The following is a 23835-nucleotide window of genomic DNA, read 5'->3' as shown; positions in this document are numbered from 1 at the left end:
GGGACCACCGGAACGAGCGATGCCCCCATCTGCCCTCCACCCCACGCACAGTATCCGGGACCGATTGCAGCAGGTCTCACGTCTCGCCCGCCGGTCGCTCCCGGTCTCGCCTCGGGATGCGGTCGAGGTGCCGGTCTTCGGCCTCGTGGTCGTCGCCGTGCTCGTCACCGGCTATCTCCAGGGCACACTGTCGATGGTCGTCGCCCTGCCGGCCGTGCTCGGCGGACACAGCGTCGTCGTGCTGCAGGCGGTCATCGCGTGCCTCAGCCTCTCCGGACTGTTCGCCCTCTCGGCCGTCGTTCTGTTCGGACAGGTCGTCTCCGGCGGCGTCGGCCGGCTCCGGACCGCGGGCTCGACCGTCACGGCGGTCGTCCCGGTCCACCGGGACGCGGCGGCGCTCCACCGGAGCGTCGAGAGCCTCCTCGAGAGCCGGTACGAGGACCTCCGGGTCGTCATCGTCGCCGAGCCGGGCGACGAGGCCTCCATCGGGCGGGCCCGGGAGTTCGCGGCCGACGACCGCGTCGAGCTGCTCGTCAACACCCGCTACCCCGGGAGCAAGGCCGGCGCCGTGAACTACGCCGCCGAGGAGACCGACAGTGAGTACCTGGCTGTCTTCGATGCCGACGAGCGCGTCGATTCCCGGTTCGTGCCGCGGGCGGTCGCGGAACTGGACGACTGTGATGTCGTCCAGGGGCGGACGATTCCCGAGCCCGGCGGGCTGGTCGAGACGGTCGCCTACTACGAGTCGGTGGTGCTGGGCGACCTCAGCCAGCGGCTCCTCACGGCCGTTACGGACTTCACCGTGGCCGCGAGCCGCACGGTCGTCATGCGACGGACCGCCTTCGAGGCCGTCGGCGGCTACGACCCGGAGATGCTCACCGAGGACTACGCCTTCGCGTTCGCGTGCTACGAGGGCGGTCTCGACGTCACCGAGCAGTTCGCCTGCGCCTCCACGATCGAGGCCGCCCACAGCCTCACCGACTGGTGGGGCCAGCGGAAACGGTGGATGACCGGCTACGCCCAGGTCCTCCACGCGCTGGTGGCCGACTGTACCGCACCGCGGAACTACCGGACGCTGGTCTCACCGGTCATCTGTGCCGGCTCCGTCCTGGGCAACCTGTTCATGCTGTCGCTGGTCCCCAAGATGGCAGTCCTGGTCGTCAACGGTGTCGCGAACTGGGTGCTGCTCCCGGCCCTGACGCTGGTCGGCACGGCGATGGCGATGCGAGCCTACGACACCCGCGGGGGGCGCCTCGGCGGGTTCGGCGTCGGCTACGTCGTGACGCCGGCCGTGCTTCCGCTGTACAGCCTGGCCGGTATCAAGGCCGTCGTCGAGTATCTCTTCAGCTGGAACGGTGAGTGGTACAGCGTCACCAAGGGGGCCTGAGACACCGTGTCCGCGGCCGGACCTGCCCCCGTTCAGCTCCCGGCGGCGACCGACTTCGAAGTGTCGTCCCCACGGTCCGGAACGACGACCTCGACGGTCGTGCCGTCGCCGGTATCGAACGAGAGCGCGCCGTTCAGCGTCATGACGGCCCACTTGAGCTGCCAGAGTCCGAGCCCGGTGCTGTGCTGGAGCGGTGACTCCGTCCCGGTCTCGAGGGAGTCGAGCTCCCACTCCGGAATCCCCCGCCCGTCGTCGGTGACCCGGACCATGTACCCGCCCGGCCGCGGCTCGACGGCCACCTCGACCGTGCTGTCGGCGTACGCGACCGCGTTGTCGAGCGTGCTCTCGAGAGCGCTCATCAGGGCCAGTCGGTTCGTCACGAGCGTCGCCGACGCGGGCAGGTCCGTCGAGACCGACACGGTCGTGTCCTCCACGTCGACCGTCTCGAGCGCGGCATCGACGAGCGCCACGAGATCGACGGTCGCGTCGTCGGGCGACTCGGAGACGTACCGGTCGATCCGGTTGGCCCGCTCCCCGAGCGCCGCGATCGCGTCGGCCGAGTCGACGATTGCGTCCACGTGGTCGCCCCCGGTCGACTCCAGGGCCTCGGCGTGGCTCTTCAGGATATCGGTCTCGTTGCGGAGGTTGTGTCTGAGAACCCGGTTCAGCACTGCGAGCCGCTGTTCGCGCAGTTCCCGGTCGGTCACGTCGCGGAGACTCAACATCGTCCCCAGCCGGGTGTCACGGTGGTCACGGACCGTCGTCACCTGTGGGTCGTACCGGCGCGTTCCATCGGTCGTCTGGACGGCCACCGTCTCCGACCGCTGCAGCGTCTCACGGTCGTGATCGAGCACCTCGGAGAGCTGGCGCCCGATGGCGTCCGAACGCGCCGTATCGAGGGTCGCGACGGCGGTCTCGTTGATCCTGACGATGCGCCCCTCGTCGTCGACGACGAACATCAGGTCGTCCGTCTCCCGCGTGAGTGCCCGGTTGCCCAGGGTGCCGATGGAGGGCGTCGCCTCGAACAGGTCGTACCGCAGCAGTGCGGCGCCCAGGCCCAGCGCTGCGACCCCACTCCCGCCGGCATACGCGGCAGCCTGTGTCGTGGTCGCCGTCTCGGGGGCCATGCCGATCACGTTCCAGACGATCAGCGTTCCGATCATGGTGACGGCCAGCCCGGCCCCCTGCCCGAGCGGGAGGTGCTCGTACGCGTAGCTCTTCTGCAACAGCAGGTAGGCGCCGCCCGCGGCGAGCAGGATGACGTAGACGAACGCAGCCGACCCGAGGCTGTTGAGCAGGGTACTGGTAGTGTCGAACCCATAGAGCTCGCTCACGACGATCTGCAGGAACAGGAGAGGGTACGGGAGGCCCATCAGGAGGATGGCCCGTCGACTCACCCTCGTCCGCGTCCCCGTGTACTGGATTCCGAAGACGAACCACGGGAGCGTCGAGAGCAACCAGAACAGGAGTGGGAGGTCCGTCCACCGCGTCCACGGTGACTGTGCCGGGTCCTGCCCGAGGAGCGACGGGGCGACGGCGAGGAGCCCGGTGGTGAGACAGCCGCCACCCAGAATCGCCGTGAACGCGATGAACGACCGGCGTCCCGGCTGTGCCGGCAGCCGGGAGACGCGATATCCGACCCAGTAGACGACGGCACCGGCGAGTATGCCGGCGAGGAGGAGGGCATCGGCGGAGGGACCCATCGGTCCCGTGTTCCGATTCGATCGGTAAAAATCCCCGTAACTGCCCTGAACGGGACGTTCGAGCCCCGTCTCGGGCTCCGAGACACGCCGCCCGGGCTTTTCTCCCACCGCGGTCGACCACCTCGTATGCGCTCGACCGACCCTGGGGCCCCCCGGCTCACGCCGGCGTGGCGGTACGGCCTCGTCGGGGGCCTCGCATCGATTCCGCTCACGGCGGTTCACTGGCTGTCGGAGACGGCGAACGAACTGTCGCTCAACATGGTGTTCGTCGGCGGACTCGTCGCTGGCTACCTCGCCGCCGTCGGGGCAGAGCAGGTCCGAGCGGCGCCCGTGGGCGTCCGTACCGGACTGGTCGGCTGCCTGCCCGGCGTCTGGCTCGCCCTCGACACGTTCCTGTTCGGCGGCTCGGTCGGCGGCCCCGCGTGGTTCCAGATGCTCGGGACCGGCATGCTCGTGGTCTCGTTCATCGTGTTCGCCGTCCTGGTCTCGATCGTCATCGGCGTGCTCGGCGCGAAGGTGGGGGGCTGGCTCGCGGCGAAGCTGGGGCACCGCCCGACAGCCGTCGCCGGGAACTGAGCCCGGTCACCAGTCGATTCCGACTTCGGGGGAGGTAGCGACCATCTTCGCGAACGGGAATCGGTCACCGAACGGCCGTGTTCTCGGAGGACGTCTGTCTCCGGACGAGCAAGCCGTCGGGACCGCTTTCCCCCGACCGTCTCGACCGGTCTCGACCGCTCGAGGCGAGAACCCACGGCTTCAGCCGTGGGCGGTGACCAGCGGACACCTGACGCTCTGCGGCACGGAACTGGTCGGGCACACGTCCGAAAGGGGGGGAGGGCACGGCCCGCCCGCCGTGGTGGGGGCGGCGGAGGGCCAAAGCGGGGGGACGGGGGCAGGGGCGGGTAGATGGTGGCGGGAGCCGTCCGATGACGGGGCGCCATCGGTGCCCGCAGGGGCAACGCGGGCGATAGCTGCTTGGAGCCGGGTGGGAAAAGTCCCCCCGCCCGTGTCTCCGGGCCCGAAACACTCGGCCGGCCATACCGGCGACGACTCGCCGCCCGCGTCCGGTCGCGGGTTCACGCGACGGCACCCCGGTCCGGTGGCCGACACGAGGACCGGAGGGAGTGGCCGGACGCCAGGTTCGAGAGGAGGGTAGCCGGCCGGCGTCCGGAACAGCGTGGTGTCTGGACAGCCAGGGGCCAGCGAGGCGGCGAGCGGCCGCGGCTCCGAAGAACGAGTCTGGCCCCATCGCACGGGCCGGTCGTCAGGGCAGGGCGTCAGTCGGGGCTCACTCGCAGCCAAGCGACTCGGCGACCCCGAGACTCTCGCCCTTCGAGAGGGGGCCGGAGACGCTGTAGGTCACATCCCCGCAGGGGAGCATGACCACCGCGGTGGTGTCTCCGTCGAACTCGTACTCGGTGTAGTAGGCGGTGTCGTTCCCGACATCGACCTCCTGGAAGGCATCGATCTGGCCGAGGTCGTACCCGCTCGCGGGCCGCTTCACGACGTGGAGGTTCTCGTCACCGGCGGCGTACCGGAGCGAGACCGAATCGTGGTCCGCACCCGCCGTGACGACGCCCTCCTCGAACGTGTAGGCGTCGGGGAGGTCCGGGTCGGGTCCCGGACCGTTGGTCTCCGCCTGGAGGGTCGACAGCGAGTCGTACGTCGTCCGGTCCGGGGTCGAGTGGTCGCGCCTGTCGGCGTCCTCCGGGGTATCGATGGTGAACCGGTCGTCGGGAATCGGCTCGTTCAGCGTGACGTTCCGGACCCGGATGGTCGAGGTGAACTCGCTGTCGCCGCTCCCCGAGACGGTGGTGATCCGCGTCGGGAAGTAGGTCTCCGGATCGAGCCAGAGCGTCATGTCGAACGAACCCGAGCCGGCCCCGTCCGTCGGCTCCACGTCCAGCCGGTAGGTCGGCTCGCCGTCGATCCGATCGCGACCCTCGTAGGTCAACTCACTGCTGTTGACGAGGGTTTCGATCAACGTCTGCGGGGTGGCCTCGCCGGAGCGGTCGACCCGGCTGACTCGGTTGTTCTCGACATCGTAGGTCACGATCGCGCTCTCGTTGCGGACCGTGATCCGGTTCGTCCGGTTGGTCTCGACCTCGGTCCGAACGCGGTTGTTCTCGCGGTCGATCCACAGTCTCCGTTCGCTGGTGGTCGTCCGGTCGTCGGACCGCATCGTGGTCTCGTACGTCACCACGGCGGTGTCGAGCGACGCGAGGCGGTCCTCGAGCTGCTCGACGACCTCGTCGCCGTCGGTGGCCGTCGAGTCGTTCACGCCGGAGGGCGTCAGCTGTACATCGTGTGCGGGTCGGTCGACAGCGGGCGGCTGCTGGGTGACGGCCGCGCCTCCAGCACCGATACTGGAGAGGAGGACCAGCATGCCGACCGCGACCGCTGTCAGGGTCGCACGGGGATTGTCAGGGACCATGCAGCCGGGGGTTCGACGGTGACCGTGTTGTACCGGGGGCCAGGGTCGCTCACCACGAGACGCGAGCGAAGGTATTTACCGGACCGCCGACGCCCCCGGACGCCCGACGGGCGAGTTGTGCCGGCCGTCCAGCACGCGTGGCGGGTGTCTCCGTCTCGGAGACGGTGGTTCGACCCTTATCACTCTGCTCCGCATCCCCCCGTCCATGGTCGCGATCGATGCGGAGGCCGTGTCGAAACGCTACGGGACCGAGACGGCGCTGGACCGCGTCGACCTCACCGTCGAGGAGGGGGAGACGTTCGGCTTCCTCGGGCCCAACGGGGCCGGGAAGTCGACGTTCATCAACCTCCTGCTCGATTTCGCCGCCCCGACCGAGGGGCAGGTCGAGATCTTCGGGCACGACTGCCAGACCGAGGGTGTCATGGCCCGCGACCGGGTCGGCGTCCTCCCGGAGGGGTACGCCGTGTTCGAGCGGCTCACGGGCCGGCAGCATATCGAGTACGCCATCGAGTCGAAAGGGGTCGACGGCGACCCCGGTGAGGTGCTCGACCGCGTCGGCATCCTGGGGGACGCCGACCGGCAGGCCAGCGACTACTCGAAGGGGATGGCCCAGCGGCTCGTCCTCGGGATGGCGCTCGTCGGCGAGCCGGACCTGCTCGTCCTCGACGAGCCCTCCACGGGACTGGACCCCAACGGCGCCGCCGAGATGCGCCGCATCCTGCGCGAGGAGAACGAACGCGGCGCGACGGTGTTCTTCTCCAGCCACATCCTCGAGCAGGTCGAGGCGGTCTGTGACCGCGTCGGCATCCTGCAGGACGGCGAGCTCGTGGCGGTCGACACCATCGAGGGGCTCCGCGAGTCCATCGGCGGCGGCACGAAGCTCATCATCACGGTCGACGAGTTCGACGACAGCACGGTCGGCCGGCTCCGGACCGTCGAGGGCGTCGAGACCGCGGTCGCCAACGACGAGACGACCATCGAGGTGACGTGTACGAACGACGCGAAGATGGACATCCTCGTCGAACTCACCGACGCCGGCGTCGACGTGGTGAACTTCCGGACGGAGGAGGCCTCGCTCGAGGACATGTTCATCGAGTACACGGGGGCGGGCGCATGACCTGGCGGCACATCGCCCGCCGGGACGGCACGCTGACGCTCGGGGCACGGTCGGTCAAGCTCCTGCTCGGAACGCTGGTCACCGTCGTGCTGCTGGCGGGCTACATCTACCCCATCGCGGGGACCGAGCCGTTCACGACCGCCCGGTTCCCCGGATTCGTCGTCAGTGCGCTCACCACCCTGGTCCCGTTCGTGGGCGTGCTGACCAGTTACGGCGCGATCGTCGGTGACCGGGAGTCGGGGGCGATACGGCTGTCGCTGTCGCTCCCACTCAGTCGGCGGGGGCTCGTGGTCGGGAAGACCGTCGGCCGGGCCAGCCTCGTCGTCGGGGCACTGCTCGGCTCGCTGCTGGTGGCCGGGGCGCTCGTCGTCTACCCGTTCGGCGAACTCGCCCCGCTGCCGTTCCTCGGCTTCCTCGCCCTGGCGGCGCTGTTCGGCATGGCCTGGAGCGGGCTGGGAATCGCGGTCTCGCTGGCCGCGGCGACCAGACGCCGCGCACTCGTCCTCGGGATGGGTCTGGTCTTCCTGTTCGTGATCGTGTGGGGCTCGGCGAGCGAGGCCCTCGCACTCGGCCTGGAGGCTGCCGGAATCATCGACAGCCAGCTCCCCGGTACGCTCCAGTTCGTCCTCGGGCTCACCCCGGGGCGGGTCTTCGAACGGGCCACGACTGGCCTCATCACGCCCGGCACCGCCGTCGAGGGCCCGTGGTACCTCGGCGGCTGGGTCGCCCTGGGCCTGCTGGTCCTCTGGGCGGTCGTGCCACTGGGGCTCGCCTACCGCCGGTTCGAGGGGAGTGATCTGGCATGAGCTGGCAGGCCATCGCCCGCAAGGACGTCCGCGACGCGGTCCGGTCGCGCGGCCTCTGGGTGTTGTTCGCCCTGCTGGCCGTGCTGTCGGTCGGCTACGCGGTCGGCCACTCCTACCTCGGCGAGCGGACGTTCCCCGCGTTCCTCGGCGGCCTCACCGGGCTGTTCGCCGTCGCGCTGCCGGTGCTCGCGATTCTCGTCGGCTACAAGTCCGTCATCCACGAGCGGACCGGCGGCAGCCTGTTTCTCACCATGTCCTTCCCGCACTCGCGGTGGGACTACCTCCTGGGGAAGGCTGTCGGCCGCTCGGTCGTGCTGCTGGCCCCGACGCTCGTGGCGCTCGCAGCTGCCGGTGTCGTCGGTGCGTTCCGGTACGGGACCGAGGGCGCGGCGCTGTACCCGTGGTTCATGCTCGCGACCGCCCTCTACGGGCTGGCGTTCGTCGGCGTGGCCGTCGGGCTCTCGATGTCGACGACCATCGACCGGCGGATCACGCTCGGCGCGTTCGGTGCCTACGTCGCGTTCGTGACGTTCTGGGACGGCGTCCACTCGCTGACGATGCTGCTCCTCCACCGGTTCGACGGCAGCGTGCTGTCGAACCTGCCGGACTGGGCGCTGCTGTTCCGGCTGCTCGGGCCGGGGGAGTCGTACCGACGGCTCGTCAGGGCCGGGTTCGATGTGGACCTCGCGACGCTGTACGTGGGCGACGGGACGCCGGTCTACGTGGACTGGTGGATGGGTGTCCTGCTCCTGGTCGCCTGGTTCGCGGTCCCGCTCGTGCTGGGCTACCGCCGGTTCGATGCGGCCGATCTGTAGCCGTTCCCAGTTCCGGGACCGTGTGGCTCGAGAGTGGCTGCGAGAATCCGTCGGCTGGTCCGCCCCGTCCCGGCGGCTGCGGGGTCGTCAGTCGTCGGCCGCGGCGCCCTCGTAGCCGTAGCCGTGGGCGGCGCCGGACTCCGTGGCGCCGAGCTGGTCGGCCAGCGGCCCGCAGGTCGTCTCGCTCACCTCGAGGTAGCGCTCGCCCAGTTCCTCGGTCACGTCGGCGCTCGTCTCCACGGCGTCGCTCATGGCGTTCGTCGCCCGGTCGTCCGCCTCGGCGAGCCGCTCGAACGTCCGCCCGACTCCGTCGTAGAGGGTGTCCAGCGCGGCGTCGTCGTCGGGGTGGGCCTCCTCGATCTGGTCGACGGCACGAACGGCCGCGTAGTGCGAGGAGAGCCGCGTCCGGCGGCTGAGGTCTCCGAGGTTCTCGATACCGTCGAGGACATCCTCGGCGAGCTGGCGCTGCACGCCGAGCCCACCACGAACGAGGGAGCGCTGCATCGAGAGGACCGGCCCGAACAGGCCACCCCGGTCCACGTCATCCGATACCATACAGCCTCCTAAAACAGGACGGTATTGTATAAGGCTTTCCACCGTGTCGGACAGCGAGCCGACAGAAGAACGTTGTTAACGTGATGCTATCGGTATTCAACGAACGGAAAGCGACATCGGTCGACAGGACCGGGCGGGCCGAGACAGGACGGCGCGTTCCCGACCCCCGGTCCAGTTCGGTTCGGTTCGGGTCGGTTCGGGTCGGGTCAGTTCGGGTCCAGCCCAGGCGACAACAGCTGGCGCGTCAGCCGCTCGGAGAGGGTCGCAGCCGTCTCGACCGTCGTGATGGCCGACTCCCGGGCGCGGTCGTCGAGGTCGGTGAGGATCTCGAACGTGCGGCCCACACTGTCGTACAGCGGGTCCGTCGGCGGTTCCTCGTCCGGGTGGAGCGTCTCCACCTGGTCGACGCCGCGGACGGCCGCGTAGTGCGAGGAGAGGCGCACACGACGGCAGCGGTTCTCGGCTCGCTCGATCTCCTCGAGCAGCGACTGCTCCACGTCACGCTGGAGCGCAACCCCCTCGCGGGTGACCGTCCGTCGCAACGCACAGACCGGGCCGAGCGGCCCACCGGCACCACCCTCATCGCTCGTCGACATACACGAGCGGAGTCCGTGACAACTGAAAACTGTTTCTTTGTTGTTATCAGGTGACAGGGCACTGGCCGCCGGCGGTCGTAACCCGGAACGCGACCCGCGTCACTCCTCCCAGCGGAAGCGGCCGTTCCGCTGGACCACCTCGCCGTCCACCGTGAGCGAGGACTCCCCGCTCATGTCCGTGATGAGGTCGAGGTGGACCGCCGAGTCGTTGCCCGACTTCCCCTCCGGGAGACAGTCGTCGTACGCCCGGCCGACCGCGAGGTGGACCGTCTCGGCCATCTTCTCGTCGAAGAGGATGCTGTCCGTGAACCGATCGATGCCGCGGTTCATCCCGATGCCGAGTTCGCCCAGGCGGCGTGACCCCGCGTCAGTGGTGAGGACCGATTCGAGGGCGCCCGCGCCCTGCTCGGCACTCCAGTCGACCACCTCGCCACCCTCGAACGAGAGCTGTACGTCGCGCACCCGCTGGCCCTCGACCGTCAGTGGCACGTCGAAGAAAACCTCGCCCGCCGTGTCGTAGGGGGCGGTGAACACCTCGCCCGACGGGAGGTTGTGGGAGTCGTACGCGACCGAGGCGGCGGAGTTGACGGCCGTCCGCCCCGCGATGGACATCGTCAGGTCGGTCTCGACCGGGCCGCCGGCCTTCCGCAACCGCACGGTGTCGCCCTCGTCGAGAATCGTCTTCAGCTGAGCCATCTCGTCGGCCAGGGCCTCCCAGTCCCGAAGCATCGCGTCGTAGACGAAGTCGCGATACGCCTCGTAGCTCATCCCGGCCGACTGGGCCATCGCTCGCGTCGGGTGGACCGTCGCCACCCAGTCGGTCGCGAGCCGGGCCTCGCGGATGCCCCGGCGAGCCCGGTTGCTGGCCTGTGACCGCTCGCTCGGCACGTCGGCCATCGCGGTCGCGTTGTGGTCGGCTCGCAACGAGAGGACCGAGTCCGCGTTCTCGTACAGCGAGCGCTCGTACTTGGGGTCGCTCTCGAACTCGCCGTCGTGTGCCCGGAGGTAGGCCCGGGACACCTCGCCGGACCGGTAGAGGGTGACCAGGTTCGCCCCCCGGCCGCCGAGTTCGGCGGCCACGGCGACCGCGAGGTCGTGGGCCCCCTCACCGACCTGCACGACCACGTCGTCGCCCGCCTCGATGCGGGCGCTCCAGTCCACCAGCGTCCTCGCGTGTTCGCGTACGCGCTCGTCCATGCCGGGGGGTCGGCGCGCCCGGACAAAAGGCCGCCGGGCGGGGCGCCGCCGGCCGTCGGACGGCCGTGTCCGACTGCCAGCGTGCTGCGGGTGTACCGTTCTGGTCGGTCGTGTAGAGGACAGCGACGGCCAGGAGCTCCCACCCCCTCGTTCTAGCCGGAGCCACGCCGAACCAACCGACAACGTGAGTCCGTCTTCATCTCCCCCTGGCCAACTGACCCCCACTCGAGGCCCAACATTATATAGTGGCCGCAGATATTGCCGGATATGGCCAACGATAGCTCCTCCGGCCATTACATCGACGGCGAGTGGGTCGCCGGCGAGGGTGACGAGACGTTCGAGAGCATCGACCCGGCGACCGGCGAGTCACTCGGCGAGTACCCGGTCGCCACCCCGGCGGATGTCGACCGCGCGCTCGCGGCCGCGGACGAGGCGTCCGAGGCGTGGCGCGGGATGTCCTACATCGACCGGGCGGAGGTCCTGTGGGACGTCTACCACGAGCTGCGCGACCGCACGGACGAACTGGGTGAGATTGTCACGCGCGAATGCGGCAAGGAGATATCCGAGGGCCGCGCGGACGTGGTCGAGGCCGCGCACATGGTCGAGTGGGCCGCGGGCAACGCCCGGCACCCGCACGGCGACGTCGTTCCGAGCGAGATTGCCAGCAAGGACGCCTCGATGCGGCGCAAGCCCCGCGGTGTCGTCGGCTGCATCACGCCGTGGAACTTCCCGGTCGCCATCCCCTTCTGGCACATGGCGGTCACGCTGGTCGAGGGCAACACCGTCGTCTGGAAACCCGCCGAGCAGACGCCGTGGTGTGGCGAGGTCGTGGCCGAGATGCTGGCCGACGCGGGCGCCCCGGACGGCGTGTTCAACATGGTCCAGGGGTTCGGCGAAGCCGGCGGCGAGATAGTCGACGACCCCCGCGTCGACACGGTCCTGTTCACGGGGAGCGCACAGGTCGGCCACGAGATCGCCTCCCGGGTCGGCGGCGAACCCGGGAAGCTCGCGGCCTGCGAGATGGGCGGGAAGAACGCCATCGTCGTCACCGCCGAGGCCGACCTCGACATCGCGGTCCACTCCGCGGTGATGAGTTCGTTCAAGACGACCGGGCAGCGCTGTGTCTCCAGCGAGCGCCTTATCGTCCACACGGACGTGTACGACGAGTTCAAGCGCCGGTTCGTCGACCTCGCCGAGTCCGTGGCCGTCGGCGACCCGCTCGAGGAGGACACCTTCATGGGACCGCTCGTCGACGAGAGTCAGGTCGAGAAGTTCGGCCGCTACAACGACCTCGCCCGCGAGGAGGGCGCGACCGTCCTCGTCGACCGCGAGGCCCTCGACAGCGAGGAGATTCCGGACGGCGCCGACGAGGGGTACTGGGTCGGCCCGTTCGTCTACGAGATGGAGTACGACCCCCAGAACCCCAAACGGGTGCTGCAGGAGGAGGTGTTCGGCCCGCACGTCGCGCTGGTCGAGTACGACGGCGATATCGCCGACGCCGTCGACATCCAGAACGACTCGAACTACGGGCTGGCCGGCGCCGTCATCTCCGAGGACTACCGCGAGATCAACCACTACCGCGACCACGCCGAACTCGGGCTGGCGTACGCGAACCTGCCGTGCATCGGGGCCGAGGTCCAGCTCCCGTTCGGCGGCGTCAAGAAGTCCGGCAACGGCTACCCCTCCGCCCGGGAGGTCATCGAGGCCGTCACCGAGCGCACCGCCTTCACGGTGAACAACTCGACGGACATCGAGATGGCGCAGGGGCTCTCGGCGGACATCAAGACCGAGGACGACTAGACGGGGGTCGGGCGCCGGCCCCCAGCGACCAGAAGCCACTTGCCGGGACACCGCCACGCCTCCGGTAATGGACCTCCAGAACGCGCGGGTCTGCATCACCGGCGGCGCGGGCTTCGTCGGCTCGCATCTGGCCGAACACCTCATCGACGAGTACGACGCCGATGTCCGTATCGCGGACCGCTTCTCGAACTCCTCGCCCGACTGGGTTCCGGCGGGGGCCGAACTGGTCGAGGGCGACCTCACCGAGCCCGACGTGGTGGCCGAGGCCATCACTCCGGACGTGGATGTGGTCTTCCACTTCGCGGCCGACAAGGACGCCTCCCGCGACGACACCGAGCAGTTCCGGGTCAACACGACGCTGACCCAGCGCGTCATCGAGCGGATGGACGAGGTCGACGTCCGGAACGTCGCCTTCACCTCCTCGTCGACGGTGTACGGCGAGGCTCCGCGGCCGACGCCCGAGGACTACGCGCCGCTGGAACCCATCAGTGTCTACGGCGCCTCGAAACTGGCCGAGGAGTCGCTCCTCTCGGTCTACGCCCACAGTCACGACTTCCAGGTCTGGTCGTTCCGCTTTGCCAACATCGTGGGGCCGCGGCTCCAGCTCGGTGCCGTCGTCCCGGACTTCATCGGCAAACTCCGTGACGACCCCTCGACGCTGGAGATTCTCGGCGACGGCCGGCAGGAGAAGTCCTACCTCCACGTCGCCGACTGCGTGGACGCGATGTGTCACGTCGTCCAGCACGCCGACCAGCCCGTCAACACCTACAACCTCGGGACACGCACGACCACCTCGGTCAAGACCATCGCGGACATCGTGGCCGACGAGATGGGGCTCGACCCCGACTACGAGTTCACGGGCGGCGACCGCGGCTGGACCGGCGACGTGCCCCGGATGCGACTCTCGGTCGAGAAACTGGCTGGCCTCGGCTGGGAGGCGCCCGGCTCCAGCGACGACGCGGTTCGCCGGGCGACCCGGGAACTGCTCGACGAGGGCGTCTACGGCCTCGACGAGTCCGTCTGAGGGCACACCCTCGGACAGGGACGCGACCGCTCGGCCCGCACGCGCGGTGGAACAGTCTTATGGGGGGTCGTCTCCTCGCCTCGTACGATGAGTACGGCCGACGAAGAGGCGGACCTCTCCGAAGACGAGCAGGCCGGACTGGAGCTGATCCGGCAGATCGGCGGCATCCACCAGAGCGACTTCTGGAAGGAACTCGATGTCGATTCGCGCAAGGGGAGTCGCATCCTGGAGTCGCTCGAGGAGAAGGGCCTCATCGAGCGCGAGAAGACCGTCTACGAGGGGCACAACACCTACTACATCGAGCCGGTCCACGACCCCCGTGACCTGGACTTCTCGCTGCTGATGGCCGGCGACATGCTGAGCCCCTTCATCGGTGACGAGGAAATCGACGCCACCAGCGACCAGTTCTCGCAGTACATCATGACGCTGGCGTACGAGGAGTACTAGAACGCGAGCTTTTTTCCGCTGCGGGTTTCCTCGGCGGGCCGGCTCCGCCGGCCCGCCTGCGGAACCACTTGCGCAAAAAACGTTCAGAAAAAAGGCCGGCCTCCGCTCGCGACGCTCGCTCCGGCCGGTGAAACCGCGCTCGCTGCGCTCGCGCGGTATGCAGTCGATATCGGTGTCATGGGCACGGTCCTGTTGCTGGTGTCATGGGCACCCCCTGGCCACGGTTGACGGTCGACGTGCGCCTGCAAGTCCTCAGTACGGGTCGATGTCCGGCCGGGTGTCGGCGTCGCGGTCCAGCGGGAGGCCGTAGCGCTCGCGGAGTTCGTCGCCGAGCGCCTCGCCCGCCTCGGTGAGGAAGACGAACACGCCAAAGGGGAGGTCGTAGGAGGTGTCGCTCGGCGTCGCGGTGTCGAGGACCAGCACCTCCGCCGGGAGTGCCTCGATCTTCGGGAGCCCGTCGAGGTGTGACTCCATCGGGACCTGCCCGACGAGGACGTTCAGCAGGAAGGCGTCGTGGGGCAGCGGGTCGCGTGGCTGACACCACACCTCTCCCACGGGCTGGCCCTCGTGCTCCAGCACGCGACCGACTGGTTCCACCGCGGCTCGCTCGCGCAGGTCCGGGGCCTCGGTGACCGGCGCCGGCAGGCGCTCGGGGTCGACGCCCGGTGCGAACGCCACCGACGTGCTGAGCGTGTCGTCGCGTATCGCCCGGACGAGTCGCCACGCCTCGTCGGGGTCGTCCGGGTCGCCCAGTATCGTCGCGACGACGCAATCGCCCGTGCTGAGGCCGTCGACGGTGGCTTGCAACTCCTCGCCGTACCCGTCCCGGTAGACGCTGAACAGCCGCTCGTTCGTCGTCCCGTAGAGGTTCACGTGGGGAATCGCCCCGAGGTTCCGGTAGACACGGAACCTGTCGGTCCGGCCCTCCTCACCCGGCGGGACGTGGATGTCGGCCGGGACGTACTCCTGCATACCGCCCGGTAGGGCCACGGGGTGCATGGCCGTTCCGCCGAACGACCGGAGGTCGGCCCGGCGATGTCTCTACAATCCCTTCGTCATCTCGCGGTGGGGAATCCCGGCGTCCTCGAACTCCTCGCCGTGGGCCTCGTAGCCGAGTCGCTCGTAGAACGCGACGACGGGGACCTGCGCGTGGAGGTAGACGCGCTCGTAGCCCTGTTCGCGGGCGTGGTCCTCGACGGCGGCCATGATGCGGGCACCCCACCCCTCGCCGCGGCGGGCGTCGCGGACGGCGACGCGCTCGACCTTCGCGGTCCGTGGCCCGTCCCCCTCGCTGTCGTCGTACTCGCGGAGGCGTGCGGTCCCGACCACGGCGTCGCCGTCGCGGGCGAGGAAGTGTGTGGCCTCGTCGTCACGCCCGTCGAGTTCGCGGTCCTCGGGGACGCCCTGCCCCTCGACGAACACATCGCGTCGGACCGCGATGGCGGCGTCGGGAGCGTCCTCGTCGGTGACCAGTTCGACGCGTGGGTCGCTCATGGGGTCACGCAGGATGGGGGCGGACAAAACCCTCTCGCCCCGGCGTGGTCGGTAGTAAGCGGCACGCCTTTTGCCCGGCCGCTCCCAGCCACGCGTATGACTGCCGACCGCGCGTGCCTGCTCGTCGCCCTCGACGGCCTCGACGTGCAGGGGCTGGCCAGCATCGACCTCGCGGACGTCCCCGAGGTCGAGGTCACGGACCCGGTCTACGCGCTCGCGCTCGACGCCGCGGTCGACACGAACATGGCGACGCTGGAACTCGGCATCGAGGCCACGACCTACCAGCCCGACGCCTTCCCCGGCGTCGTCTACCAGGGCGACCCCGCGACGGTGTTCGTCTTCGGCACCGGGCAGCTGGTCGTCGCGGACGCCGACTCGCGCGCGGACGCCGAGGTCGCCGTCGCGACCGTCGCCGCGCGGCTGGTGGAGACGGACCTCGTCGACCCCGACGCGGTGCCGGAGACGGGCGCCGAGGCGGTCGCGCTACCGCCCGCCGAGGACCTGCCCGAGGGCGTCCGCGAGGCGGCCGAACCTCCCGCCGAGCCCGAATGTCCGGACTGCGGGAACGGCCTCGACGGGACCGAGAACTTCTGTCCGTCGTGCGGGGCCGACCTCGCCTGAGCGACCCGCCGTCGGTCGGTGACGGCCTCTCCCTGAACCGTTAAGACGGAGCCGCGAGTAACCGCTCGTGTCATGGAACTCACCTGGCACGGACACTCCTGCTGGCACGTACAGGTCGGTGACACGAGCCTCCTCATCGACCCGTTCTTCGGGAACCCGCAGACCTCGCTCGACCCGAGCGACGTGGACGACCCGGACTACCTCCTCCTCACGCACGCGCACGAGGACCACATCGCCCACGCCGGGGAGTTCGCCGACAGCACGCTCGTCGCGGTGCCCGAACTCGCGGCGTACGCCGAGGCCGAACTCGGCATCGACGAGGCTGTCGGCGGGATGGGGATGAACATCGGCGGCACCGTCGAGTGCGGCGACGCCTTCGTCACGATGCATCGGGCCGACCACACCAACGGCGCGATGACCGGCTACGAGTACGACCTCGGCATGCCGACGGGCTTCGTCATCAGCGACACGAAGCCGACCCAGGAGGCCGACCCCGACTCCACGGCGTTCTACCACGCCGGCGACACGGGCCTGATGAGCGAGATGAAAGACGTCATCGGCCCGTACCTGGAGCCGGATGCCGCCGCCGTCCCGGTCGGCGACCACTTCACCATGGGCCCGACGCAGGCCGCCATCGCCGTCGACTGGCTCGACGTCGACCACGCGTTCCCGATGCACTACGACACCTTCCCGCCCATCGAGATCGACACGGACGACTTCGTGAAGGAGGTCAAGGCGACGGGGTCGGATGCTGACGTGCACGTCCTCGGGGGCGACGAGAGCTTCACGCTTGAGTAACGGCCGCGTTCGGACGGTTCTGATTTTTCGGTGGGGTTCTCGCGCTGTTGTGACGGGACTTTCGCCCATATCCTCGCGCTCTCGCGTCACCCCTGCGACGACGAAGCCGACCTGATGCGGGGTGTCTCGCGTCATTCAGTAGTGAACCATATCGCCGCACAGCACCGGCCACGACAGCCGGCCTGCTGTGACCACGCCAGCGCCCGCGGGCGCTGGCGACGGCTCCCCGTGGTCCGTGGCGGCTCGGGCAGCCCTGCCCTTCCCCGCGTCGCGCGGGTTCGCTCGCGCTCACCACGCGCTCCCGGCCCGTGGATTATCGGGGGCGCGCGTCCCCGTCAGTCCACCCGGTGCGCGCTGGCGGCAGCCCCGGAGCCCGCGAGCGAGTTCAGCTCGCTCGCACAGGTGGCGGGGCTGCCGGCTCTAAGCGCGCGAGGGCCGAAGCGCGCAGCGCCAGCGAGCACTGCAGGCGGCTGGGGAGGTGTGAGGCTCACGAGCCCGACTGACCAACACGGCTACGTCGGCAGCGCCGTGCCGGCGCTGCCGTGGTCACATCAGGTCGGTTTCCGGGGAGTGGTGTCCGTGGGTCGTCGTTCGTGAGCCTGCGTCCCCGTTCCCTGCGGCCGCGAGAGGTCAACGGTTCTCCCAGAGATATTGCGGATATGACAGAAATAATCAGATAATAATCGATAAAAGGTCCGAATTCCCTCTGTCTGCGACTTACTCGGCCATCTCGTGGATGCGCTCGGCCACCCGCGCCGCGTACTCGCTGCAGGCGAGCTTCTCGCCGCCGTCGATCTGGCGGTGGATGTCGTAGGTGACCTCGCCGGCCGAGATGGTCGCCTCGACCGCGTCACGCACGAGGTCGGCGGCGTCGAGCCAGCCCATCTGCTCGAGCATGATGCGGCCCGAGAGGATGAGCGCGGAGGGGTTGACCTTGTCCTGCCCGGCGTACTTCGGGGCGCTCCCGTGCACGGGTTCGGCCAGCATCCGGCCGTCGCCGAGGTTGGCACCCGGCGCGATGCCGAGGCCGCCGATCTGGGCGCCACAGGCGTCGCTCAGGTAGTCGCCGTTCAGGTTCGGCATCGCGAGCACGTCGTACTGGTCCGTGCGCGTGAGAATCTGCTGGAGCATGTTGTCCGCGATGCGGTCGTTGACGACGATGGCGTCCTCGGGCGGCTCGCCGTCGCGCTCGTTCCAGAGCGTGTCCTCCGTGATGACCTCCTCGCCGTACTCCTCTTCGGCGACCTCGTAGCCCCAGTCGCGGAACGCGCCCTCGGTGAACTTCATGATGTTCCCCTTGTGGACCAGCGTGACCGAATCGCGGTCGCGCTCGAGGGCGTAGTCGATGGCGTTGCGGACCAGCCGCTTCGTGCCGAACTCCGTGATGGGCTTGATGCCGATGCCGACCGGGCCGTCGTGGATGGTCGAGTCGTAGCCCATCTCCTCCTCGATGAACTCGCGGACCTGCTCGACCTCCTCGGTGCCGGCCTCCCACTCGATGCCAGCGTAGACGTCCTCCGTGTTCTCGCGGAAGGTGACCATGTCCATCTGCTCGGGCGCCTTCACCGGCGAGGGGACGCCGTCGAGGTGGTAGGTCGGTCGGACGTTGGTGTAGAGGTCGAGTTTCTTCCGGAGCGCGACGTTCAGCGAGCGGAAGCCGGCGCCGACCGGCGTCGTCAGCGGCCCCTTGATGGAGACCTTGAACTCGCGCATCGCCTCCAGCGTGTCCTCGGGCAGGTTCTCGTCGTACTTCTCGCGGGCAGACTCGCCAGCGTAGACACGCATCCAGTTGATCTCGCGGCCGGTCGCGTTCGCGGCGGCCTGCAGTACCTTCTGGGCTGCCGGGCCGACGTCTACTCCGATACCGTCCCCGTAGATGATGGGGATGACCGGGTCGTCGGGGACGACGAACTCGTCGTTGTCGTCCACCTCGATCCGCGACCCGTCGGCAGGAACTTCCACCTTGTCGTATGACATAGCCGGCGCAACGAAGGGTCGGGACAAATTAGTACCGCTCTCGCCGTCTCAACGCCACGAACGACCATGAACGACCCGGACAGCCACGGGTTTCGAGGGGTATTCCCCCGTTCCCTGGTGTGGCACGGGCCCTCGTAGCCGTGTGGTTCAACCGGTGACCTGTCACGTCTCGGGGCCGTGGGTGGAACCGTACAGGGTCGTCCGCTGTCCTCCGTCCGCTGTCGGCCGTCCACCGTCCGCCGTCCGCCGTCTCCCGTCCACCGTCCGTCCACACGCGTCCGTCGCTGCCGGTGCCAGTGTCCATCCAGTCGTCCAGCCATCCAGGGGTCCAATCCAATCGTCCAAACGAAATCCGAACCATAGTGAGACGGCGTTAAATACGCTCTATTGTTGTATAACGCCGGATTCAGCCGGATGATGGATTTCGGCAGAACCACCGGACGGCGTGATTATTGGATGGATTTGTCAGAATCCCTTTTTAGATACTGTAGAAAGGTCGGGGTGAAGCATGAGTGGGGACGACTCAAGCAGCGAAAACGGAATCGAACTGTCACGCAGAACGTTCACCAAAGCAGCGGGCGCTGCGGCCGGTGCAGGGCTGCTCGGCGCCTCGGCCAACAGCGCGAGTGCCGGTCACTCGGAGCTCGCGCTGTCCGACCTCGCCAACCCGCGTGTCCAGGAACTCGTCAAGGTCTGGGACCGTGGCTACCGCGGGAACGCCAACCGGTCCATCGGCCTGACCGACTCCGGACTCGACGCCCGGCACCCCGACCTGGGTCCGTGGAACGGTGTTCGGGGTATCGTCGGCGACGACGGACTCCAGCTGGTCGACGAGACTATCCGGAACATCAACACGCCGGACGCCCCCCTCCAGGACGCGGTCAGCAACCCGGATACGTTCCCGGCCACCGCGCAGGCGACGCCGGGGACGTTCGCGACCGGCCAGGAGGTCGAAGTGGTCCGGTTCACGATGAACCCAGGCTCGACGCGGTACGTCAACGCCGAACTCGACTGGAGTCCGAGCCAGCAGAACGCCAACGACCTGGAGTTCCGGCTGGACAAGAACACCGGGACGCCGGACGACCCGACGTGGAAGCCAGTCACGACGACCGCGACAGGGAGCGTTCCGGAGCGCATCCTCGACGCGAAGGTCAAGGCCGAGACGGAGTACCGATTCGTCGCGGAACTGTACGTCAACACGGTGTCGACGGCAACGGTCTACGTGCGCTCCTCAAAGTCGCCGAACAGCAACCCCGGACAGGATGCCGAGCCCGACGAGACCCTCGGCTTCTACACGAAGGGAGGGGTGAGGGGAGTCCTCGGAGACTCGGAGAACGTGATGGAGGACTACCGGGACGGGGACACCAAGACGGTCGGCTGGGTCGACCCCACCGGCCGCTTCGGGAAGCTGAGCGAACCCCGCGACCCCGACGGCCACGGGAGCCACGTCAGCTCCATCATGGGCGGCTCCGGCCGCGCGAGTACGGTCAAGGATGTCACCAGGCACGTCGAGAACGAGAGCGCCGAGGCGCTCCTCTCGGGGATGGCGAAGGTCGAGTACGTCGATGTCCAGAGCGGCGAGGGCGTCTTCGCCTCCGCCTACGGTGACAACCTGGAGATCAAGATCAAGAACCCGCGGGGCGAGGTCGTCGCGGAGTCGGCGGTCGGCTCCGACACCAGCGCGTTCGACAACAACGTCGTCACGCATCCGGCCGAGAAGACCGGGACGTACACGGTTCGCATCCAGCCCGGCTCCCCGAGCACCTCCGCCAGCGTCGGTGGGCAGAGCGTCGGGAACCAGACCCTCCCCGAGCAGACGGTGGAGGTCGACCCCGACGACCAGCTCGGCGGCGCCTCCCCCACGGTCGGCCGCGTCAAGGAGTTCGCGGTCGGCGCCCTCGAATCGGTCGCCAACGCCGGCGACGGCGACCGTACGGAGGACGGAGAGGTCGCCATCCACTCCGGTGTCGCGCCGGACGCGTCACTGGTCGGTCTGCAGGGCTTCGGTGCGCCGGTGCAGGTGCTCGCCGACCACGGTGACACGTTCACCCAGCAGTTCAACCTCCGTTCGGTCAACATGTCGTGGGGGTACACGGGTGGCCTGCCGCTCGGCGGCTTCGGGCAGGGCCTGGACGGCGGTGTCGTCGCGAACATCAAGCGGATGGCCGAGCAGGGTATCATGACGGTCGCTGCGGCGGGCAACGCCGCGACGCCGGCCAACGGGAACGGTGCACCCGCGGTCGCCGACGAGGCGGTCAGCGTGGTCGCGACCGGCCCGCGAGACGGCATCGTCGCGTACTCCTCCGGCGGTATCGGTGGCAACGACGAGGACGGCGAGGGGGCGTACATGAAGCCGGACGTCACCGCACCCGGTGGCTCGCTGACCGACCTCGCACAGGCCGCGAAGGCCAACACCGACGACTTCAGCGACGACGAGACGCCGCGCGACTACACGGGCAAGGCCGGGACCTCGATGGCCTCCCCGTTCGTCAACGGCGTCGCGGGCCTCGTCGCGGACGCGATGGAGGACGGCGATGTCTTCGACGAGGGAGACGACGGCCTCCTCCCGGCCCCCGAGAACACCACGCTCGAGGACGTGATGCGGTGGAAGCAGGTCATCCTCGCGACGGCCTCGGAGACGGCCTTCACCGCGGCCCCGTACCACCGCGCCAAGGCGCCCTCGTACCAGTACGGCGACCGCGACCCCTTCGAGGGGTACGGTCGCGTGAACCCGGACGCCGCCATCGACGCCGTCACGCAGAACATGTACGGCGGCGGTCGGTCGCTCACGGACGACTCGTTCGAGCCCGGACAGACGGTCTCCACGAATTACAGCGGCGAAGTCGGCCTCGACGTCCCGAAGGACTCGCGAGCGGTCGCGGGCTTCATCGAGGCACCGCGCGGGTCGCTCGACCTCCGTGTCGGTGCCGGCGAGCTAGAGGGTTCCGATGCCGGCATGGCGGCCGGCGGCCCCCACGTCGACGTGTTCGTCTACGACGCGGAGAACCCCGCCGCCAACGGCGAGCCGAACGTCGTCGCGAAGACCCAGATCCAGAACGGGAGTGCCAGCCAGCTCACGGTCTACACGGACGGCCGTAGCCAGAGCCCGCAGGAGCAGGCGGACTCGGCCGTCGGAACGCTCGACGCCGCGTCGGGTGACGGCGAGACGCGCAAGCTGCTGGTCGTCGCGAAGCTCGTCAACGTCCCCGGGCTGGTCAACGGGTTCGACGCCCGGACGACGGTCTCGTTCGCCCCGAACTTCACGCTGGAGAAGCTGCCCACCTTCGGCGCGGTGGGCTCCCGGGCCGACGAGACCCAGACCTACATCGGCGGCTCCACTGTCGACATGCGGGTCACGCTCGACGACGTCACGGAGCTGTCCGACGGTGACACCATCACGGTCCGTGACAGCCTGCCCGAGGGCTGGACGCCGGTCGTCGAGGGTCCCGGCGACGCCGAGGACTTCACGACCGAGAACGGTCGCGTCGTCGTCGACCTCGGCGAGTACGACGCGGATATCGTCAACGACGACGGCGACAGCCGCGAGTTCTACTACCAGGTCGAGGTCCAGGAGAGCGGCGGCCAGGCCACGCTGGGGCCCGCTGCCGTCGAGATCGACGCTCCCGAGTCGAAGGGTGTCCGGAACGACCGGGCCACTTTCGGCGGGACGAACGAGAACGCCGTCACGCCGAGCGCGAGTTCGGCGACCTCGACGACCACCGAGACGGCCAGCGACCCCACCTCCGCGACCGACCCGATTTCGGACGCGACCGGTGGCTCGGGCGGTGGCTCCTCGGGTGGCAGCGACGGCGGCTCCATCACCGACACCGTGAGTGACACGACCGACACCGTGAGCGGCACGACCGACACGGTCTCGGACACGCTCTGACCCCCCACGTCCCCGCCCGTTCCCCACTCGCCCTCCACTCGTTCTCACACCCTCCAGCGACGGCCACGCCGTCAGGGACACACCTTTTAACCGTCCGCCTGCGTAGCCGGCGGTATGATATCACTCGACGAGGCCGTGACGGCCCGGCTCGAATCCCACGGCGAGCGGTTCGAGGTGCTGGTCGACCCGGACGCGGCACTGGCCATCAAGCGCGACGAGTTCGAGGGCGACCTCGAGGACGTCATCGCCGCCGAAGACGTGTTCGAGGACGCTTCGCGTGGCGACCGGCCGCCCGAGAACGCGCTGGAGGAGGTGTTCGGGACGACCGATCCGATGGAGATCATCCCGGAGGTCATCAAGCGCGGGGAGATCCAGATCACGGCCGAGCAGCGCCGGGAGATGCAGGAACAGAAGCACAAGCAGCTCGTCAACACCATCGTCCGGAACGCGGTCAACCCCCAGCAGGACGACACACCCCACCCGCCCGAGCGCATCGAGCGCGCACTGGAGCAGGCCGGGTTCAAGGTCGACCCGATGGAGCCCGTCGAGAACCAGGTCGACGACGCGCTGGAGGCGCTCCGGCCGGTCATCCCCATCCGCTTCGACGAGGTCGTGATGGCGGTCCAGTTGCCCGCGGACCACGCCGGCTCCGGCCAGGCGCAGGTCCGGGAGTTCGGTGACCTGCAGCGCGAGGAGTGGCAGTCCGACGGGAGCTGGGTCGGCGTGCTGAAGTTCCCGGCCGGCCTGCAGAACGAGTTCTACGAGCTCTGTAACGAGGTCTCAAGCGGCGAGGCCGACGTCCGCGTCATCAAGGACGAGGACGACATCGGGATGCGGTAGTCGAGTCGGATCGCCGGCGCCCGGTCGCAGCCGCAACCGTTTCCGGGCCGGGGTCCCTCCCTCCGGGCGTGCCCAGCCGTTCGCGCCTCCTCACTGCGGCCGCCGGACTGCTGGTGAGCCTGCTGGTGAGTGTCGCCGCGTACGTCTACTTCGACACGCTGCTCCTGTTCCTCTTCCTCCCGTTCGTGCCGTTCCTGTTCCGCGGCGGCGATGAGGCGGAGAGCGAGCGGGGGGAGCCGCCGGTCCGGACCTGTCCCGAGTGTGGCTACCGGACCCGGGCGACCGACCACGAGTACTGTCCCCGGGACGGGACCCGGCTGGAGTGAGACGGTCCC

The 23835-nt window shown here is 69.1% G+C and carries 21 protein-coding genes; 13 read left to right on the top strand and 8 right to left on the bottom strand.

Going from position 1 to position 23835, the window contains the following annotated elements; translation table 11 throughout:
• Window positions 1-19 precede the first annotated feature (19 nt).
• Window positions 20-1387 (top strand): glycosyltransferase family 2 protein, encoded by a 1368-nt coding sequence (locus tag NL115_RS00780; protein WP_254831333.1) that lies wholly within the window; start codon window positions 20-22, stop codon window positions 1385-1387.
• A gap of 32 nt (window positions 1388-1419) precedes the next feature.
• Here NL115_RS00780 and NL115_RS00775 read toward each other — a convergent pair whose 3' ends face one another.
• Window positions 1420-3090 carry an ATP-binding protein gene (locus NL115_RS00775; protein WP_254831332.1) on the bottom strand — a complete coding sequence of 557 codons (1671 nt, stop codon included), beginning with the start codon at window positions 3088-3090 and terminating at the stop codon, window positions 1420-1422.
• A 126-nt stretch (window positions 3091-3216) separates the two neighbouring features.
• Between NL115_RS00775 and NL115_RS00770 the strand changes: the two genes are divergently transcribed.
• Window positions 3217-3666: a DUF5518 domain-containing protein gene (locus NL115_RS00770; protein WP_254831331.1), complete on the top strand. Its 450-nt coding sequence runs from the start codon at window positions 3217-3219 to the stop codon at window positions 3664-3666.
• Between the two features lie 712 nt (window positions 3667-4378).
• Here NL115_RS00770 and NL115_RS00765 read toward each other — a convergent pair.
• Window positions 4379-5524 carry a LolA family protein gene (locus NL115_RS00765; RefSeq protein ID WP_254831330.1) on the bottom strand — a complete coding sequence of 382 codons (1146 nt, stop codon included), beginning with the start codon at window positions 5522-5524 and terminating at the stop codon, window positions 4379-4381.
• Window positions 5525-5729: 205 nt separating this feature from the next.
• On the opposite strand from NL115_RS00765, the gene NL115_RS00760 reads away from it, so the two are divergent.
• Genes NL115_RS00760 through NL115_RS00750 form a run of 3 tightly spaced genes read left to right on the top strand, consistent with a single transcriptional unit; the run spans window position 5730 to window position 8262 of the window.
• Complete coding sequence (locus NL115_RS00760; RefSeq protein WP_254831329.1) at window positions 5730-6641, top strand: ABC transporter ATP-binding protein; 912 nt, start codon at window positions 5730-5732, stop codon at window positions 6639-6641.
• Window positions 6638-7447, top strand: a complete 810-nt coding sequence (locus NL115_RS00755) for an ABC transporter permease subunit (protein WP_254831328.1) — start codon at window positions 6638-6640, stop codon at window positions 7445-7447. The genes NL115_RS00760 and NL115_RS00755 overlap by 4 nt, the downstream gene beginning before the upstream one ends.
• Window positions 7444-8262, top strand: coding sequence for an ABC transporter permease subunit (locus NL115_RS00750; RefSeq protein ID WP_254831327.1), 819 nt, complete (start codon window positions 7444-7446; stop codon window positions 8260-8262). The genes NL115_RS00755 and NL115_RS00750 overlap by 4 nt, the downstream gene beginning before the upstream one ends.
• Before the next feature lie 87 nt (window positions 8263-8349).
• Here the strand turns inward: NL115_RS00750 and NL115_RS00745 are convergent, their stop codons facing one another.
• From NL115_RS00745 to NL115_RS00735, 3 genes are all read right to left on the bottom strand, one after another.
• Window positions 8350-8817, bottom strand: coding sequence for a hypothetical protein (locus tag NL115_RS00745; protein ID WP_254831326.1), 468 nt, complete (start codon window positions 8815-8817; stop codon window positions 8350-8352).
• Between the two features lie 206 nt (window positions 8818-9023).
• Entirely contained in the window at window positions 9024-9413 is a 390-nt protein-coding gene (locus NL115_RS00740) for a hypothetical protein (protein ID WP_254831325.1), read from the bottom strand.
• A 99-nt stretch (window positions 9414-9512) separates the two neighbouring features.
• The gene (locus NL115_RS00735) at window positions 9513-10610 is read right to left on the bottom strand and encodes an aminopeptidase (RefSeq protein ID WP_254831324.1); all 1098 of its coding nucleotides are present in this window, start codon (window positions 10608-10610) and stop codon (window positions 9513-9515) included.
• 267 nt (window positions 10611-10877) lie between these two features.
• Here NL115_RS00735 and NL115_RS00730 point away from each other — a divergent pair, with 267 nt between their 5' ends.
• The 3 genes from NL115_RS00730 (at window position 10878) to NL115_RS00720 (ending at window position 13881) form a co-directional block, all read left to right on the top strand.
• A complete protein-coding gene (locus NL115_RS00730; RefSeq protein WP_254831323.1) occupies window positions 10878-12410 on the top strand; it encodes an aldehyde dehydrogenase family protein in 1533 nt (510 codons plus the stop codon).
• A gap of 67 nt (window positions 12411-12477) precedes the next feature.
• The gene (locus NL115_RS00725; RefSeq protein WP_254831322.1) at window positions 12478-13434 is read left to right on the top strand and encodes an NAD-dependent epimerase/dehydratase family protein; all 957 of its coding nucleotides are present in this window, start codon (window positions 12478-12480) and stop codon (window positions 13432-13434) included.
• An 87-nt stretch (window positions 13435-13521) separates the two neighbouring features.
• Window positions 13522-13881, top strand: a complete 360-nt coding sequence (locus NL115_RS00720; RefSeq protein ID WP_254831321.1) for a helix-turn-helix transcriptional regulator — start codon at window positions 13522-13524, stop codon at window positions 13879-13881.
• 252 nt (window positions 13882-14133) lie between these two features.
• Here NL115_RS00720 and NL115_RS00715 read toward each other — a convergent pair whose 3' ends face one another.
• Together NL115_RS00715 and NL115_RS00710 are read right to left on the bottom strand one after the other, a co-directional pair.
• Window positions 14134-14853: a hypothetical protein gene (locus tag NL115_RS00715; RefSeq protein ID WP_254831320.1), complete on the bottom strand. Its 720-nt coding sequence runs from the start codon at window positions 14851-14853 to the stop codon at window positions 14134-14136.
• Between the two features lie 69 nt (window positions 14854-14922).
• Window positions 14923-15375 carry a GNAT family N-acetyltransferase gene (locus tag NL115_RS00710; RefSeq protein ID WP_254831319.1) on the bottom strand — a complete coding sequence of 151 codons (453 nt, stop codon included), beginning with the start codon at window positions 15373-15375 and terminating at the stop codon, window positions 14923-14925.
• 96 nt (window positions 15376-15471) lie between these two features.
• Between NL115_RS00710 and NL115_RS00705 the strand changes: the two genes are divergently transcribed.
• Complete coding sequence (locus NL115_RS00705; RefSeq protein ID WP_254831318.1) at window positions 15472-15996, top strand: hypothetical protein; 525 nt, start codon at window positions 15472-15474, stop codon at window positions 15994-15996.
• A gap of 72 nt (window positions 15997-16068) precedes the next feature.
• Window positions 16069-16794 carry a metal-dependent hydrolase gene (locus NL115_RS00700; RefSeq protein ID WP_254831317.1) on the top strand — a complete coding sequence of 242 codons (726 nt, stop codon included), beginning with the start codon at window positions 16069-16071 and terminating at the stop codon, window positions 16792-16794.
• Between the two features lie 717 nt (window positions 16795-17511).
• On the opposite strand, the gene icd is transcribed toward NL115_RS00700, so the two are convergent.
• Window positions 17512-18771 carry an isocitrate dehydrogenase (NADP(+)) gene (gene icd, locus NL115_RS00695; RefSeq protein ID WP_254831316.1) on the bottom strand — a complete coding sequence of 420 codons (1260 nt, stop codon included), beginning with the start codon at window positions 18769-18771 and terminating at the stop codon, window positions 17512-17514.
• 508 nt (window positions 18772-19279) lie between these two features.
• Between icd and NL115_RS00690 the strand changes: the two genes are divergently transcribed.
• The 3 genes from NL115_RS00690 (at window position 19280) to NL115_RS00680 (ending at window position 23826) form a co-directional block, all read left to right on the top strand.
• The gene (locus NL115_RS00690) at window positions 19280-22660 is read left to right on the top strand and encodes a S8/S53 family peptidase (protein ID WP_254831315.1); all 3381 of its coding nucleotides are present in this window, start codon (window positions 19280-19282) and stop codon (window positions 22658-22660) included.
• 114 nt (window positions 22661-22774) lie between these two features.
• Window positions 22775-23500, top strand: coding sequence for a ribosome assembly factor SBDS (locus NL115_RS00685; protein ID WP_254831314.1), 726 nt, complete (start codon window positions 22775-22777; stop codon window positions 23498-23500).
• Window positions 23501-23568: 68 nt separating this feature from the next.
• Window positions 23569-23826, top strand: coding sequence for a hypothetical protein (locus NL115_RS00680; RefSeq protein WP_254831313.1), 258 nt, complete (start codon window positions 23569-23571; stop codon window positions 23824-23826).
• Window positions 23827-23835: the final 9 nt, after the last annotated feature.

Source organism: Haloglomus salinum (assembly GCF_024298825.1).
Taxonomy (GTDB): Archaea; Halobacteriota; Halobacteria; order Halobacteriales; family Haloarculaceae; genus Haloglomus; species Haloglomus salinum.
Note: the sequence above shows the minus strand (reverse complement) of the source record. Positions and strands in the feature narration are given on the sequence as shown.